The sequence below is a fragment of the Terrabacter sp. Soil811 genome, assembly GCF_001429655.1.
In the GTDB taxonomy this organism is placed as follows: Bacteria; Actinomycetota; Actinomycetes; order Actinomycetales; family Dermatophilaceae; genus Terrabacter.
In genome coordinates this window covers 40,969-52,993 of the sequence record NZ_LMSX01000007.1, presented here as the reverse complement: position 1 = coordinate 52,993, position 12,025 = coordinate 40,969, and the positions used below count along the sequence as shown (strand labels likewise).

Genomic DNA, 12,025 nt, shown 5'->3' with positions numbered 1-12,025 from the left:
GCTCAGGCGAGGCCGAGGGCCTGGGCTTCCTCCCAGAGGTCGTCGCGGACCCGCGGGTGGGCGCAGTTCTCGATGATGTCGTGGCACTGGTCCGTCTCGCTGCGACCCCACAGCGGCGCGACCCCTTGCTCGGTGACGATCGCGCTCTGCTGGAAGCTCGTGACCGGCTCGTCGAGCAGCGGCACGATCGTCGACACGTCGGCGCGGGGGTGCCACGAGCGGAGCGCGATGAACGACTGGCCGCCCGCGGAGTGCAGCGCGCCGACGATGAAGTCGGTCTGCCCGCCGAAACCGGAGTGGATGCGCGCGTTGATGCGCGAGGCGTTGGCCTGGCCGAAGAGGTCGACCTCGAGGGCGGTGTTGACCGAGGTCATCTGCCGCTGCGAGGCGATGAGGCCGGGGTCGTTCGTCTTCTCGGTGCGCATCATCCGCACGCGCGGGTTGCCGTCGAGCCACGCGTAGAGGTCGGTCGAGCCGAAGCTGAACGACGTGACGAGCGGGTGGTCCGGGTCGAGGGCGCCGGCCTCGTCGAGGGCGAGCACGCCGTCGGAGAACATCTCCGTCCACATCCGGATGCCGCGGCGCGAGGTCAGCGCGGACAGCGTCGCGTCGGGCACCGCGCCGATGCCGAGCTGCATCGTCGCGCCGTCCTGGACCATGGCCGCCACGCGCTCGCCGATGAGCCGGCTCTCGGGGTCGGGTTCGGTCGCTGCGTGCGAGGGCAGCGGTGCGTCGACCTCGACGACGAGGTCGACGTGCTCGAGCGGCACCTGGGCGTCGCCGAACGTGTAGGGCATCTGCGGGTTGACGACCGCGACGACGAGCCCGCCCCGGGCCCGGCACGCCTCGAGGGCCGCGGGCAGGACGTTGACCTCGAGTCCCAGGCTGACCTGGCCGTTGCGCGGCGGCGCGCAGTGGAGCAGCACGGCGTCCGGCGGCAGCGCCCGGCCGTAGAGCAGCGGCACGAGCGACAGGCGCGAGGGAACGTAGCGCAGCCGGGGGTGCCGACGCATACCCGGTCCGACGAAGCACGTCTCGACGGTCACGCCGTCGCGGTCGGGCAGTCCGGCGGGAGCGTTGAGCGCGTGGAGCACGTAGCTCGGCTGGGCCGCGTCGAGCGCCCGGACCGCCTCCCAGGGGACCGCCATGTTGCCGCTGACGACGACACGGGGGTTCTCCGGGAGCGCTCGAAGCCGCTGGGTGAGCTCGTCGATCGTCGCCGTCCGCACTCCTTCATCCTCGCGCAGCGCGCGCCACCGCGAGGGCGTATGCCGTCCGGCGTGACGAACGTCGCCCCGACCCTTCGCGCGTGGCGGGGGTCGGGGCGGTCGGCGACGGGGCGGAGCCGGCGGGTCAGCTGGCCTTCTTGGTGGCCGCCTTCTTCGCCGTGGTCTTGGCCGTCGACTTCTTGGCCGTCGTCTTCTTCGCCGCGCTCTTCTGCGTCGTGGCCTTCGTGGCCGTGGCCTTCGCAGCGGTCTTCTTCGTGGGCTTCTCGGAGTCGGAGTCGGCGTCGGAGGCGCTCGAGCCGCCGGTCTTGGCGGCCTTGGCCTTGTCGACGCTGCGCTGCAGGGCCGCGAGCAGGTCGACGACCTCGGTCTCCTCGCCCTTGGCCTCGGGCATCTCGGTGATGTCGCCGCCCTCGATCTTCGTCGCGACGAGCTGGGTCACGGCCTCGGAGTAGTCGTCCTCGAACTCGTCGGGCTCGTAGTCGCCCGACAGCGAGTCGACGAGCGACGACGCCATGGCGAGCTCCTTGGCCGTCGCGTGCGTCTCCTCCGAGAGGGACTCGAACTCGGGGGCGCGGACCTCGTCGGCCCACAGCAGCGTCTGGAGCACGATGACGCCGTCGCGCACGCGGAGCACGGCGAGCGTCATCCGGGTGCGCACCGACACGGTGACGAGCGCCATCCGGTCGGCCTTCTCGAGCGCGTCGCGGAGCAGCACGTAGGGCTTGAGGCCCGTCTTGTCGGGCTCGAGGTAGTAGCTCTTGTCGAAGAGCAGCGGGTCGATCTGCTCGGACGGCACGAACTTCTCGATCGAGATCTCCTTCGTCGACCGCGTCGGAAGGCTCTTGAGGTCCTCGTCGGTCAGCACGACCATCTGCCCGTCGGCGGCCTCGTAGCCCTTGGCGATGTCGGAGTAGGGCACCTCCTCGCCGTCGATCGAGCAGACGCGTTGGTACTTGATGCGGCCGCCGTCCTTCTCGTGGACCTGCCGGAACTGCACGTCGTGGTTCTCGGTCGCCGAAAAGAGTCGGACCGGCACATTGACGAGGCCGAACGACACGGCGCCTTTCCAGATGGCTCGCATGAGAACAAGAATGCACCCATGCGCCCCATGCTCGCGACGCCGACGACGACGATTCCGGTCGGCGACCGCTGGCAGCACGAGGTCAAGTGGGACGGCATGCGGGTGCTGGCCGACGTCGTGGACGGCGAGATGCGCCTCTTCTCCCGCACGGAACGCGACGTCACCGTCGCGTTCCCGGAGCTGCGCGGGCTCGCGAACGAGTACGCCGACATGCTGCTGGACGGCGAGATCGTCTCGATGCGCGACGGCGTGCCGTCGTTCGCCGCGATGGCCGAGCGGTTCCACGTCACCGACGCCCGCCGGGCCGCGATGCTCGCCGAGGCCGCGCCGGTCACCTTGATGACCTTCGACCTGCTGCGGCTCTACGGAGTCGACCTCATGCCGCGCACGTGGACCGACCGGCGCGCCACGCTCGAGCGACTCGAGCTCGCCGCCGCGCGCTGGCAGACGCCGCCGACGTTCGCCGACGGGACGACGCTGCACGCCGCGACGAAGGAGCAGGGCCTCGAGGGCATCGTGTCCAAGCGCGTCGACTCCGTCTACGTGCCCGGGCTCCGCTCTCCCCAGTGGCTCAAGTCGCCCCACCGCGGCACCGTCTCGGTCGTCATCGGCGGCTGGCGGCCCGAGGCCACGGGGACCGTGTCGAACCGTCTCGGTGCCGTCCTCGTCGGGGTCCCCGGGCCGGGCGGCCTGCGCTATCTAGGGCGCGTCGGGTCCGGCTTGGCCGGCAAGACGGGGCAGGCCCTCATGCGCGACCTCCAGGCTCTCACGGCGGCCGAGTCGCCTTTCGCCACAGACGTCCCCCCCGAGGACTCGAACGGCGCGACGTGGGTGCACCCGGTGCTTGTCGCCGACGTGCAGTCGCTGGGACTGAGCGGTCAGGGGAGACTGCGCCAGCCGGCATACAAGGGCCTGCGCAGCGACCTCACGCCCGGTGACGTCGACGACCACGGGGACGGTGAGTGATGGCGTACGTGCCGACCAAGGTGACCGTCGAGGTCGACGGCCGACGGATGAAGCTGTCGAGCCTCGAGAAGGTGATGTACCCGAGGGCCGGCACGACCAAGGCCCAGGTCATCGACTACTACGCGCGCATCGCGCCGGTGATCCTTCCCCACCTCCGCGACCGCGCAGTGACGCGGATCCGCTTCCCGCACGGGGTCGGCGACATGCAGTTCTTCGAGAAGAACATCCCGGCCGGCACGCCCGCGTGGATCCGGCGCGCTGGGCGCGACCCCGTCTTCCCGCTCATCGACGACCTCGCCGGGCTGACGTTCTTCGCCAACCTGAACTCGCTCGAGCTGCACGTGCACCAGTGGCGCTACGAGGGGGAGGGGCGTGATGCCGTGCCGCGGGGCCCCGACCGGCTCGTCATCGACCTCGACCCCGGGCCGGGCACCGGCCTGCTCGAGTGCGCCCGCGTCGCGCTCGTCGTGCGCGAACGTCTCGGCCGCATCGGGCTCGACACCGTCCCGGTCACGAGTGGCAGCAAGGGACTCCAGCTGTATGCCGTCCTGCCCGGCGCGCACACGAGCGACGAGATCCGCGACACCGTGCAACAGCTCGCGCAGGAGCTGACCAAGGCCCACCCCGACCTCGTCGTGTGGAAGATGGCCAAGGAGCTGCGCCCGGGCAAGATCTTCCTCGACTGGAGCCAGAACGTCGCCGCCAAGACGACGGTCTGTCCCTACTCCCTGCGCGGCCGTGACCGCCCGACCGTGGCGGCGCCGCGGTCGTGGGACGAGATCGAGGCGGGCGCCGACGGCGGCGAGCTCGAGCAGCTGACCGCCGACGAGGTGCTCGACCGCGTGGCCCGGGACGGCGACCTGGCAGCCGAGATCACGGGCTGACCGCTGCGGTGGTCGAGCCGGGAGGCGAGGGGGCCCGCCCGCGCGAGGCCGTGACGGCATACGCCCTCCCCGTGGCGTGCGAGAGGGCCCGGCACGTCGGAGTGCCGGGCCCTCTCGGATGCGTCGCCGACCGGGGTCAGTGCGCCTTGTCGTAGGCCGCCTGGACGTCGGCCGAGATGCGGCCCCGGTCCGAGACGGTGTGGCCGTTGGCGCGGGCCCACTCACGGACCGCGCCGAGGTCGCTGCGCTTGGCCGAGGCGGCGCCCGCGCGACGACGCGAGGCGGCCTTGGCCGAACCCGCCCGACGTGCGTGACCGGTCCACGTCGCGAGGTCGTCGCGAAGCTTGCGGGCATTCTTGTCGGACAGGTCGATCTCGTAGGTGACGCCATCGAGCGCGAAGGTCACCGTCTCGGCAGCCTTTCCACCGTCGATGTCATCGATCAACACCACTTCGACACGCTGAGCCATGTTTCTCCATCTGAAGTTGTTCGCTAATTCGGAGGGGATTCCGCGAATACGCGACTCGCGGGGCACGATCAATTTAGCGCGAAGAGTCCGTAAATGCATTTCCATCGAAAACAATGGCGCGGTCGACCGCTAAAGAGATGCACCGACGCGTGCAGGAATGACGGAAAGACGGTGTTCCTGCCGTGGCGGGTCCTTTGTCGACGCGCGGTCGTCGACACGCGCTCGACGCTCGGCGCTCGGCGCTCCGGGGCTCCGGGGCTCAGCGCTCCGTCGTCGGGGTGGCCTCGGCGCCCGGCGCGGCGGCCTGCGACGCCTCGTTCGCGGCAGCCTCGCGGCGGTCGTGCTCGGCCTCCCACCTGGCCTGGGCGAGGCGCTCGCGACGGTCTCCCTCGAGGATGCTCTTGATGACGAAGTAGAAGAGCGCGCCCACACCGACCGTCGGGACGATGGCGAGCAGATAGGGCATGACCGATTCCATGCCGACATTTTCTCACGGCGCCACGGCCGCCCCTCACGAGCGCTGTCGCACCGCCACCGTACGGTCGTGCCATGGCTACGAGGACGACGACCCGACGCACCCCCGGCTTCCGCTGCGGTGAGTGCGGGTGGACCACCGCCAAGTGGGTCGGTCGGTGCGGCGAGTGCCAGGCGTGGGGCACCGTGGCCGAGACGGGTGCGCCCACGGCCGCCCGCACCACGGCGGCCTCCGTCGTCACCCCGGCCCTGCGCATCGCCGACGTCGACGTGACCCGGGCGGCCGCGCGACCCACCGGCGTGGCGGAGTTCGACCGCGTGCTCGGCGGTGGCCTCGTCCCCGGCGGGGTCGTCCTCGTCGCGGGGGAGCCCGGCGTCGGCAAGTCGACGCTGCTGCTCGACGTCGCCGCCCGGGCGGCCCGGTCGGGCTCCGAGGTCCTCTACATCAGCGGCGAGGAGTCGGCCGCGCAGGTGCGCACGCGCGCCGAACGCATCTCGGCGATGGCCGACACGCTCTACCTCGCAGCCGAGACCGACCTCGCGACCGTGCTCGGCCACGTCGAGGCCCGCTCGCCGGGCCTGCTCGTCGTCGACTCCGTCCAGACCATTGCGAGTGCCGACGTCGAGGGCCAGGCCGGCAACGTCTCGCAGGTCCGCGAGGTCGCCGGTGCCCTCATCGCGGCGGCCAAGGCGCGAGGCACCGCCGTGCTCCTCGTCGGCCACGTGACCAAGGACGGGTCGATCGCCGGCCCCCGGGTCCTCGAGCACCTCGTCGACGTCGTCATCCAGTTCGAGGGCGACCGGCACTCGCGCCTGCGCCTCGTACGCGCCGTCAAGAACCGCTTCGGCCCCACCGACGAGGTCGGGTGCTTCGACCTGTCCGACGTCGGCATCACCGGGCTGGCCGACCCGAGCGGGCTCTTCCTGTCGACGCGTGACCACGCGGTGCCTGGCACCTGCGTCACCGTCACCCTCGAGGGTCGCCGACCGCTCGTCGCCGAGGTGCAGGCGCTCGTCGCACCGTCCACGCTGCCGTCGCCGCGACGCACCTCGAGCGGTCTGGATGCCTCGCGGCTCGCGATGATCATCGCCGTCCTCGACAAGCGGGCCGGGGCGCCGGTCGGCTCGCGCGACATCTTCGCGGCAACCGTCGGAGGGGTGCGCATCACCGAGCCCGCTGCCGACCTCGCCATCGTCTGCGCCGTCGCGTCGTCCGTCATCGACAAGCCCCTCGCCAGCGACGTCGTCGCCTTCGGCGAGGTCGGCCTCGCCGGCGAGGTCCGTCGGGTGACCGGTCTGGACCGCCGTCTCGCCGAGGCGGCCCGCCTCGGATTCCGCCACGCCCTCGTACCCGCGGGCAGCCTGTCCGACTCCTCCGTGCCCGCCGGGATCCGTGCCGTCGAGGTCGCCGACGTCCCACGGGCCATCGAGGCGATGGGACGCCTCGCCGGTGGACGGTCAACGAGCGCACCGGCCGTCGGCACCGTCTAGACTGCGACCGACCGGGGTGGACGCGCTCGGCGCCCCCATTGCGAACAGGGAAGTGATGGACCGGAACGACGAGCTGCTGCTGCGTGCGGCCCTCGCCGCCGTGGCACCCGGAACGGAGCTGCGCGACAGCCTCGAACGCATCCTCCGTGGACGCACCGGAGCCCTCATCGTGCTCGGCTTCGACCGCGTGGTCGACTCGATCTGCACGGGCGGCTTCGTGCTCGACATGGAGTTCTCGGCGACCCGCGTGCGCGAGCTGTGCAAGATGGACGGCGCCGTCGTGCTCGACCGCGAGGGCACCCGCATCCTGCGCGCCGCCACCCAGCTCGTGCCCGACTCCCGCATCGAGACCACCGAGTCCGGCACGCGTCACCGCACGGCCGAGCGCGTGGCGAAGCAGACGGGCTTCCCCGTCATCTCCGTCAGCCAGTCGATGGGCGTCGTCGCGCTCTACGTCGGCGACCTCCGGCACGTCATCGAGGGCTCGCCCACGACGCTCTCGCGCGCCGACCAGGCCCTCCAGACCCTCGAGCGCTACAAGGCCCGCCTCGACGAGGTCACCGGCACGCTGTCCGCGCTCGAGATCGAGGACCTCGTCACCATCCGCGACGTCACCGCCGTGCTCCAGCGCCTCGAGATGGTGCGGCGCATCTCGGCCGAGATCCAGGACTACGTCGTCGAGCTCGGCACCGACGGTCGCCTCCTCAGCCTCCAGCTCGAGGAGCTCGTCGGCGGGCTCGGCAACGACCGCGAGCTCGTCATCCGCGACTACCTCCCGGCGACCAAGTCGGGCCTCACAGTCGGCGACGCGCTCGCCAACCTCCAGGCCCTCAACTCCGTCGAGCTGCTCGACCTCGCGGCAGGTGCCCGCGCCGTCGGCTTCTCGGTCGTCGGCGACAGCCTCGACGCCCCAGTGTCGCCGCAGGGCTACCGCCTCCTGACCAAGGTGCCGCGCCTGCCCACCGCGATCGTCGACCGGCTCGTGTCGCACTTCGAGTCGCTCCAGCGCCTGCTCGCCGCCGGCATCGAGGACCTCATGCTCGTCGAGGGCGTCGGTGAGGGCCGTGCCCGCGCCGTGCGCGAGGGCCTGTCGCGGCTCGCCGAGTCGAGCATCCTCGAGCGCTACGTCTGACCGGCTCCGCCGCCGCATCGTTCCGTATGCCGTCCCGCGAGGTCCCGCTGTCGCTGCTCCACGAGCGCGTCAACGCCTGGTACGCCGAGTCCGGGCGCAAGGAGCTGCCGTGGCGGGCGCCGGACGCCAGCCCATGGGGCGTCTTCCTCTCCGAGGTGATGTCGCAGCAGACCCCGCTCGCCCGCGTCGAGCCGATCTGGCGCGAGTGGATGGAGCGGTGGCCGACACCGGCCGACCTCGCGGCCGCTGCGCCGGGTGACGCGGTGCGCGCCTGGGGGCGGCTCGGCTACCCCCGGCGCGCCCTGCGGCTGCACGAGGCGGCCCGGGTCATGGTCGAGAGTCACGGTGGCGAGGTGCCGAACACACCGGAGGGCCTGTTGGCGCTCCCCGGGGTCGGTGCCTACACGGCTGCCGCCGTGTCGTGCTTCGCCTTCGGCATCCCCGAGGTCGTCGTCGACACCAACGTCCGGCGCGTGCTGGCCCGCACGGTCGAGGGCAAGGCCTTCCCGAACCTCACGCTCAACCGCGCCGAGGCCCTACTCGCCGCCGACTCGATGCCGGCGGACCGCGGTGCCGCGAACACGTGGAACGTCGCCGTGATGGAGCTCGGGGCTCTCGTCTGCGTCGCCCGTGGGCCACACTGCGACGAGTGCCCGGTCGCCGACCTGTGCGCCTGGAACGTCGCGGGCCGGCCGGCCTACGACGGACCGCCCCGGCGGGGCCAGGCCTGGCACGGCACCGACCGGCAGGTGCGCGGTGAGCTGCTGCGCCGCCTGCGCGCCGCGCACGCGGCCCTGCCGCTCACCCGTCTCGAGGACTCCGCCGACGACCGCGTGCAGGTGATGCGCTGCCTCGACTCGCTCGTCGCCGACGGCCTCGTGGAGCCCTTGTCGCGGCAGAGGTTCCGCCTCCCCGCCTGAGGGACTCCACCCGCCCACCCGCCGAGTCGAGTGAGCGCCCAACCCCACTCGCGTGGCCCCTCCGTCCCACGAGCCCCAACCGCCCACACCTTTCATCGTCGAGTGGCCCCGTGGTCACAGCACGGGTGTGACGCGTGGGACGTGGCGGCCACTCGAGTGGGACGGGGCGCTCACTCGAGTGGGACGGGGCGCTCACTCGAGTGGGACGGGCGACGGGGTCAGACGTTGCCGAGGACGGAGCGCACGTCGATCGTGATCACCACGCGCTCGGGGTTGGGGCGAGGCTCGCGGTAGCGGGCGGCATACCTCTGCTCGGCGTCGGTGACCGAGGCCGGGTCGTCGAGGATGCGGGCGGTGCCTTGGAGCGAGAGCCAGTGGCGCCCGTCGACCTGGCACAGCACGGCGGCACACCCGGCGAGCGCGTTGCGGGCCTTGCGGCTGCCGCGGCTCGTGATGACGCGGGCGACCGACATCTCGGGGTCCCACGTGAAGCCGACCGGCACGACGTGGGGCGAGCCGTCCGGCCGCAGGGTCGTCAGCGTCGCGAGGTGACGCACCGACATGAATTCGAGGGCCTCGGGGGAGAGGTCGCGGGGAAGGGTGGCCACGGGCGACAGACTACGAGAGCCGGCATGTCACCGGCGCCTCGCGTTGATCCCGGGCCGCCTCGTCGGTAGCGTGGCCCCTTGTGCCTGCCCCCGTCCGTGCGTCGTGAAGACCTTCTGGCTGCTCGTCCGAGCCGGCTTCAGGAGGCACTCGACGTACCGGCTGGCGCTGCTGGCCGGGATGACGACGAACTCGGTCTTCGGCTTCATCCGCGCCTCGATCCTGCTCGCCGCCCTCGCGTCGGCCGGGACGGCCATCGGCGGCTACGACGCCCCGACGACGATCGCGTTCGTCTGGTGGGGTCAGGCGCTGCTCGGCACGGTCAACCTCTGGGGCTTCGCCGAGGTCAAGGACCGGGTCCGCACCGGTGACATCGCCGTCGACTTCCTGAGGCCGGTCGACCCGCAGATCGCCTATCTCGCAGGCGATCTCGGGCGTGCGGGCATCAACCTCATCGGCCGCGGAGTGCCCGCGCTGCTGCTCGGTGCCCTCCTCTTCGACATGGCGTGGCCACCGTCCGCCGTCAGCTGGGTCGCGGGCGCCGTGTCCATCCTGCTCGCCGTGGTCGTGGCCTTCTCGGGCAACTTCGTCATCAACCTGCTCGCGTTCTGGCTCGTCGAGATCCGTGGCATCACGCTGCTGTGGATGATCACCGGTGGCCTGCTCTGCGGTCTCTACCTGCCGGTGCCGTGGTTCCCGGACTGGCTGCGCACCATCGCCAACTGGTCGCCCTTCCCGTCGATGCTGCAGAACCCCATCGACATCCTCGCCGGACGCGTCGTCGGGGACGACATCGCGTCGGCCGTCGGGGTGCAGGTCTTCTGGGCCGTCGCGCTGCTCGCCCTCGGTCAGGTCGTGCTGCGCGCGGGCCGTCGGCGGCTGGAGGTGCAGGGTGGCTGACACGACGCTCTCCCAACGGCTGCGCCCCTACCGGGTGCTGCTCGCGTCCCGTGCCCGGGCGCAGATGCAGTACCGCGCCTCGTTCGTCACCGACATCCTCGGCACCGTCGGTGTCGGCCTCGCCGAGTTCGCCGAGGTGTGGGTGATCTTCCACAACGTCGACGTGCTCGGCGGGCTCGACTTCACGGCGGCCCTGCTCGTCTTCGCCCTGTCCAACCTGTCCTTCTCGCTCGCCGACATGTTCGTCGGTCACCTCGACCAGCTGCCGCGCTACATCCGGGCCGGCCAGGTCGATGCCTTCTACGTGCGTCCGCTGCCGCTGCTGGCCCAGCTCATGACGAGCGACCTGTCGCTCCGGAGAGTCGGCCGGCTGTCCGTCGCCCTCGTCGCCCTCGGCGTCGCCCTGACGACCGCCGACATCGCCTGGTCGCCGGCCACCGTGGCGCTCATCGTGCTCACCGTCGTCAGCGGCACCGCGATCTTCTCGGCCCTGTTCACGGCCGCTGGCGGTCTCCAGTTCTTCCTCGTCGACGGTGCCGAGTTCACCAACGCCTTCACCTACGGCGGGTCGTATGCCGCCCAGCAGAGCCAGCAGGTCTTCCCCGACCCGTTGCGGATCTTCTGGACGTTCGTCGTGCCGACGGCCTTCGTCGCCTACATCCCGGCCGTCGCGATCCTCGGCCTCGACGACCCGCTCGCGCCAACCTGGCTCGCGTGGCTCACCCCCGTCGCCGGGCTGCTGGCCTGGGGCATCGCCGCCACGTGCTGGCGCCTCGGCACTCGTCACTACCAAGGAGCAGGCGGATGAGCATCATCGAGACGCGCGACCTCGTGCGCGACTTCAAGAAGACGCGCGCCGTCGACCGGATGACCTTCTCGGTCGAGCCCGGCGAGGCGGTCGGATACATCGGCGCCAACGGTGCCGGGAAGTCGACGACGATCAAGATGCTGACCGGCATCCTCAAGCCGACCTCCGGTCACGTGCGCACGTGCGGGCTCGACCCGATGCGACAGCGGGTCGAGGTCGCGCGCCGGGTCGGAGTCGTCTTCGGCCAGCGCTCGCAGCTGTGGTGGGACCTGCCCTTGCGCGACTCCTTCGCGATCCTCGGGGCGATCCACCGGATGGACGAGGCGGCGACGCGGGCGCGCACCGACCTGCTCGTCGAGCAGCTCGAGATGGGCCCGCAGCTGGGCACGGCGGTGCGCTCGCTGTCGCTCGGCCAGCGGATGCGTGCCGAGATCGCCGCCGCCCTGCTCCACTCGCCGGAGCTGCTCATCCTCGACGAGCCGACGATCGGCCTCGACGTGCTCTCGAAACAGCGGTTGCGCGAGTTCCTCGTCGCCGAGCGCCGCGAGCAGGGCACGACCCTGCTGCTGACCACCCACGACATGGGCGACATCGAACGGCTCTGTGACCGGGTCCTCGTCGTCGACCGCGGCCGGCTCGCCTTCGACGGCACCCTGACCGGGCTCGCGGGCACCGTCGGCGCGCAGCGCATCCTCGTCATCGACCTCGCCCAGCCCACGCCGGACCTGCACGACGTCCCGGGAGCGACCCTCGTCGAGAGCGAGTCGGACGGCCTGCGACAGCGGCTCTCGTTCGACGCCGAGGCCACGACGGTCGCGGCCGTGCTCGCCCACGTCTCCTCACGCCACGAGGTGCGCGACCTGACGATCGAGGAGCCCGACATCGAGGACGTGGTGCGCCGCATCTACGCCGCCTCTGGCCGCGCCTGACACCCCACCCCTCCGTCGAGTGGCCCCGTGCCCACTCCCGGCCCACGGGCGTATGCCGTCCCACCCGTCGAGTGGCCCCGTGACCTCAGGTGCCACTTCAGTCGTGTGACGGGTGGGACCGGGTGGCCACTCGAGT

Annotated in this window: 13 protein-coding genes; 8 read left to right on the top strand and 5 right to left on the bottom strand. The window is 71.6% G+C overall.

Annotated features, from left to right (window positions below; all coding sequences use genetic code 11):
• Positions 1–2 precede the first annotated feature (2 nt).
• Positions 3–1,229, bottom strand: coding sequence for an acetyl-CoA hydrolase/transferase family protein (locus ASH01_RS07185; protein WP_056773567.1), 1,227 nt, complete (start codon positions 1,227–1,229; stop codon positions 3–5).
• Between the two features lie 124 nt (positions 1,230–1,353).
• Positions 1,354–2,310, bottom strand: a complete 957-nt coding sequence (ku, locus tag ASH01_RS07180) for a non-homologous end joining protein Ku (protein ID WP_056773565.1) — start codon at positions 2,308–2,310, stop codon at positions 1,354–1,356.
• Between the two features lie 18 nt (positions 2,311–2,328).
• On the opposite strand from ku, the gene ligD (ASH01_RS07175) reads away from it, so the two are divergent.
• Both ligD (ASH01_RS07175) and ligD (ASH01_RS07170) read left to right on the top strand, forming a co-directional pair.
• Positions 2,329–3,276 (top strand): non-homologous end-joining DNA ligase, encoded by a 948-nt coding sequence (gene ligD / locus ASH01_RS07175; protein WP_056773564.1) that lies wholly within the window; start codon positions 2,329–2,331, stop codon positions 3,274–3,276.
• Complete coding sequence (gene ligD / locus ASH01_RS07170) at positions 3,276–4,160, top strand: non-homologous end-joining DNA ligase (protein WP_056773562.1); 885 nt, start codon at positions 3,276–3,278, stop codon at positions 4,158–4,160. Before ligD (ASH01_RS07175) ends, ligD (ASH01_RS07170) begins: the two co-directional genes overlap by 1 nt.
• Before the next feature lie 136 nt (positions 4,161–4,296).
• Here the strand turns inward: ligD (ASH01_RS07170) and ASH01_RS07165 are convergent, their stop codons facing one another.
• Together ASH01_RS07165 and ASH01_RS07160 are read right to left on the bottom strand one after the other, a co-directional pair.
• Positions 4,297–4,629, bottom strand: a complete 333-nt coding sequence (locus ASH01_RS07165) for a histone-like nucleoid-structuring protein Lsr2 (RefSeq protein ID WP_056773559.1) — start codon at positions 4,627–4,629, stop codon at positions 4,297–4,299.
• A gap of 259 nt (positions 4,630–4,888) precedes the next feature.
• Positions 4,889–5,107: a hypothetical protein gene (locus ASH01_RS07160; RefSeq protein WP_056773556.1), complete on the bottom strand. Its 219-nt coding sequence runs from the start codon at positions 5,105–5,107 to the stop codon at positions 4,889–4,891.
• Between the two features lie 71 nt (positions 5,108–5,178).
• On the opposite strand from ASH01_RS07160, the gene radA reads away from it, so the two are divergent.
• From radA to ASH01_RS07145, 3 genes are read left to right on the top strand one after another with little or no spacing between them, the layout of a single operon-like run.
• Complete coding sequence (gene radA, locus ASH01_RS07155) at positions 5,179–6,594, top strand: DNA repair protein RadA (protein WP_056773554.1); 1,416 nt, start codon at positions 5,179–5,181, stop codon at positions 6,592–6,594.
• Between the two features lie 55 nt (positions 6,595–6,649).
• On the top strand, positions 6,650–7,726 hold the full coding sequence (disA, locus tag ASH01_RS07150; RefSeq protein ID WP_056773551.1) for a DNA integrity scanning diadenylate cyclase DisA: 1,077 nt from the start codon (positions 6,650–6,652) through the stop codon (positions 7,724–7,726).
• A gap of 26 nt (positions 7,727–7,752) precedes the next feature.
• Complete coding sequence (locus ASH01_RS07145) at positions 7,753–8,646, top strand: A/G-specific adenine glycosylase (RefSeq protein ID WP_056773549.1); 894 nt, start codon at positions 7,753–7,755, stop codon at positions 8,644–8,646.
• Positions 8,647–8,864: 218 nt separating this feature from the next.
• Here the strand turns inward: ASH01_RS07145 and ASH01_RS07140 are convergent, their stop codons facing one another.
• Entirely contained in the window at positions 8,865–9,254 is a 390-nt protein-coding gene (locus ASH01_RS07140; RefSeq protein ID WP_056773548.1) for a PPOX class F420-dependent oxidoreductase, read from the bottom strand.
• A gap of 103 nt (positions 9,255–9,357) precedes the next feature.
• On the opposite strand from ASH01_RS07140, the gene ASH01_RS07135 reads away from it, so the two are divergent.
• Genes ASH01_RS07135 through ASH01_RS07125 form a run of 3 tightly spaced genes read left to right on the top strand, consistent with a single transcriptional unit; the run spans position 9,358 to position 11,889 of the window.
• Positions 9,358–10,152, top strand: a complete 795-nt coding sequence (locus tag ASH01_RS07135) for an ABC transporter permease (protein ID WP_056773545.1) — start codon at positions 9,358–9,360, stop codon at positions 10,150–10,152.
• The gene (locus tag ASH01_RS07130) at positions 10,145–10,960 is read left to right on the top strand and encodes an ABC transporter permease (RefSeq protein WP_056773542.1); all 816 of its coding nucleotides are present in this window, start codon (positions 10,145–10,147) and stop codon (positions 10,958–10,960) included. Before ASH01_RS07135 ends, ASH01_RS07130 begins: the two co-directional genes overlap by 8 nt.
• On the top strand, positions 10,957–11,889 hold the full coding sequence (locus ASH01_RS07125) for an ABC transporter ATP-binding protein (protein WP_056773541.1): 933 nt from the start codon (positions 10,957–10,959) through the stop codon (positions 11,887–11,889). The genes ASH01_RS07130 and ASH01_RS07125 overlap by 4 nt, the downstream gene beginning before the upstream one ends.
• Positions 11,890–12,025: the final 136 nt, after the last annotated feature.